This is a genomic window from uncultured Serinicoccus sp. (genome assembly GCF_947487915.1).
GTDB lineage: Bacteria > Actinomycetota > Actinomycetes > Actinomycetales > Dermatophilaceae > Ornithinicoccus.
The window spans coordinates 1-2,954 of the sequence record NZ_CANKYH010000023.1 but is presented as its reverse complement, the minus strand read 5'-3'; the positions used below and the strand labels follow the sequence as shown (position 1 = coordinate 2,954).

General features: G+C 66.0%; 3 protein-coding genes. All 3 read left to right on the top strand.

Translation table 11 applies throughout. From position 1 onward, the window contains the following. Positions 1-331 precede the first annotated feature (331 nt). The 3 genes from Q0795_RS17020 (at position 332) to Q0795_RS17010 (ending at position 2,878) form a co-directional block, all read left to right on the top strand. Positions 332-829 carry a SigE family RNA polymerase sigma factor gene (locus Q0795_RS17020; RefSeq protein ID WP_298891729.1) on the top strand — a complete coding sequence of 166 codons (498 nt, stop codon included), beginning with the start codon at positions 332-334 and terminating at the stop codon, positions 827-829. Further along, positions 822-2,033, top strand: coding sequence for a hypothetical protein (locus Q0795_RS17015; protein WP_298891727.1), 1,212 nt, complete (start codon positions 822-824; stop codon positions 2,031-2,033). Before Q0795_RS17020 ends, Q0795_RS17015 begins: the two co-directional genes overlap by 8 nt. A gap of 461 nt (positions 2,034-2,494) precedes the next feature. Next, positions 2,495-2,878, top strand: a complete 384-nt coding sequence (locus Q0795_RS17010; RefSeq protein WP_298891725.1) for a hypothetical protein — start codon at positions 2,495-2,497, stop codon at positions 2,876-2,878. Positions 2,879-2,954 lie beyond the last annotated feature (76 nt).

Sequence of the window (2,954 nt, the reverse complement as noted above, 5' to 3'; positions counted from 1 at the left end):
TGTACTTCCTCGGTGCTGGCATGGTGCTCATCATCCTTCCCAGGGTTGAGAGCCTCCATCAGACCCGGGGCGATTCAGTAGTGACACGCTCTCAAGGCAACTCCCCATCTCTGTCCAGCAGAACACTCTGTCATGCCGCATCTCGCTTACTGATCCGCCGCTGTGGTGAGACCAGTTCGTGGTGGGTGTTGGCCGTGGTTGCTGTTGGCGCCCCAGTGCGGTTCCAGGCTGCGTCACTCCCGTGCCCCCGGTTGTGTGGCGATAAGACTTTGTGCTCGTACCCAACCGATGCGGTGGTGTTCTCGTTGGGACTGGGTGAGAGGAGGTGTCTATGGGCCGACGGATCGGGGAGGAGGACGACTTCGCCGTGTTCGTGGGCGCGCACCAGCTGACGTTGCAGCGCGCCGCTTTCTTGCTGTGCGGTGACCGTGAGGTGGCCCGCGACCTGGTGCAGGAGGCGCTGACCAGGACCGCGGCCCGGTGGCCGAAGGTCCGTGAGGGGATGCCGTTGGCGTACACCCGCCGGGTCCTCTACACGGTGCACGTCGATCGGTGGCGCCGGCATGGTGCGGAGCTGGCGACGCAGGATCCGCCCGAGCAGGTTGATGTCGATGGTCGGTCGTGGGCGGACTCGCTCGCGGTCCGTCAGGTTCTGCAGCAGCTGCCGCCGCGTGCGCGGGCGGTGGTGGTCCTGCGGTACTTCGAGGACCTGGATGTGGCGACGACGGCTCAGACGCTGGGGATTAGCCAGGGCACCGTCAAGAGTCAGACCAGCCTTGGGCTGGCTCGTATGCGAGAACTGTTGAGCGAGGTGAGCACGGATGTTTGAGCACGATGATGACGGCATTAGGGATCTGCTGCGCCGAGGGGCCGTGGGCGCTCCGGTCGATGACCTGACCTTCGCGGCGTGGGCGCGGGGACGCAGCCGCTCCCGCACCCGTGTGTGGTCCATGGCCGGCGCCGGCGCGGCGGCCAGTGCCGCAGCGCTCGCCACGGTCTGGTCACTGGGTGGGGGCGAGACGATCCGACCGATACCGGCCGATGACGCCTCGAACACCAGCGCGCCGGCCGCCGCGCGCCAGGACTACCGGGTCGTCTTCGACGTGGTCGATGGCCAGCCGGGCACGAACGGTCCTGTCAGTGGCTGGGATCAGCTGGCCGGGCTCGAGCTGGAACCGGTGGCGTTCACGGTCGATACCTCGCACGGCACGTCCAGTGCGGCCAACCGTGGGTTGCTCGGTCTCGGCGGACGAGTATCGGTCACCGCGGACCACTCCTTCGTCGTCACGGACGGGTGCTCGGTGGAGACCTACCCCGGCCTCGACGTCACGGCGGGTGCGCTGCGCCCCGGGGCGACACTGCCGATGCGCTCCGATGACCCCGACTGCGACCCGGCGCCTCCCCTTCAACCCAGGGACGTGCTGCTCATCCTGCCCACGATGGGGTCCACCAGTGATGGCGCCCCGGCCGCGACTGCGCCAGGCCTGGCGTGGGTCGAGGGTCAGCTCGTGGTCACCGGGCAGGTAGACGAGGACTTCATCATTCCCACCACCAGCCTGCCCCAGGAGAGTGGTCCGACCATCCTCCATTTTGCCAGCGTGCCGCAGCACCAGGTCGAGGATGACGTTCTCCTGGACCCGCCGTCGGGTTCGGTCCCGGACACCGCGAACCCGTTGGAAGGCACCTGGTATCTCCTCGATCAGCGCGGTGTGGCCCCGGAGACTACCGGGGGGCCATCACTGACGTTCGACGGAGACACCTGGACGGTGGCACTGTGCCGGCACGAGCTGCGCGCCACGGGCGACCTCGCCGACGGGACCATCAACATCACCGGCCCATGGGCCGTAGTAGATCAGGCCGCAACGACCGACACCCCGGGCGAGCCCACGGAGCAGAACTGCCCCAACCTGCCCTGGCAACAACCAGCCGCCTGGCAGAACCTCCTCGACAACGAACCGCAGATACTCCTCGAACCCGACAGCGAAGAGCAGCCAGCCACCATGACGATCGAGTCAGGAATCTCCAATCCGTGACTGGAACGCGCTCTCAGTCGAGCAAAAGCGTCGCAGCCACGAGAGGCCAGGTCGTCCGGAATCACACGGACACGTGGAACGCGCACAGACACCTAGCGTTTCGAATGGGCAAGGTGACACTGAAGGCACTTCACGACCCCTCGGAAGTGCCATGGATAGACTAGTCAGCGGCATGAAGAGATGCACCCTCGTTCGCTCTTGGATCGGATTGGGGCGCAGGAGTAAATGGGGCTGCTGCACGGGTAGGTGGCAAGAGGTTGCGCCGCCGCCCGCACCGCCTCGCAGAGGAGCTTTGCTCCACTATGCTGTCACTGCGAGGATCTCTGGCTGCACCTGTCGGGACGAGATACGGTCCGCCGTTGACCCCAGAAGACCTGCCCGGGGAAGAGCTTCCAGATCCAGGCCCCGTGGTTTAACCTCCCGAAATCAACCTCGTCGCGACACTGAAGGATGGGCCACCCATGTCGGCCAGCTCCCGCCATAATTACGCGGCACTCCTCGTGCTGCTATCCCTGCTGGCCCCTTTCACGATGATCACGGCCCCGCTCTCCGACCTGGGCCACAAGGCCTGGGTCGTAGCGCTCTCGATCTTCGTCGCCGCCGTATGGCGCGTCAGCGTGGCTCGATGGGGTGCCGGCGCTTCCCTACTGGCCGCGGGTGCCGCCGTCCCTGTGCTGGTCGTAATCCAGGGTGCACTCTTGCTCGACCTATGGCCCGCGCCCGCAGACTCAACCGGTGTGTTCGCGCTGGCGTTTCCGATATGGATCGTTGTCGTCACACTGACGGCTGGTGGTGCCGTGCACCTACTGCAGAAGCGCCGTCACCTACAAACTCGAACATCCTGATCTGGTTCCCCTCTGTGTCAAGGGCCCCGGTGCCGTCGCTTTCTAGGGTGCGCCGCCGCTGGTCGCCGTCAAGGTC

Excerpts from the sequence above, each read along its gene's own strand:
- Q0795_RS17020 (WP_298891729.1), top strand. The coding sequence starts at position 332 with ATGGGCCGACGGATCGGGGAGGAGGACGACTTCGCCGTGTTCGTGGGC.
- Q0795_RS17015 (WP_298891727.1), top strand. The coding sequence starts at position 822 with ATGTTTGAGCACGATGATGACGGCATTAGGGATCTGCTGCGCCGAGGG.
- Q0795_RS17010 (WP_298891725.1), top strand. The coding sequence starts at position 2,495 with ATGTCGGCCAGCTCCCGCCATAATTACGCGGCACTCCTCGTGCTGCTA.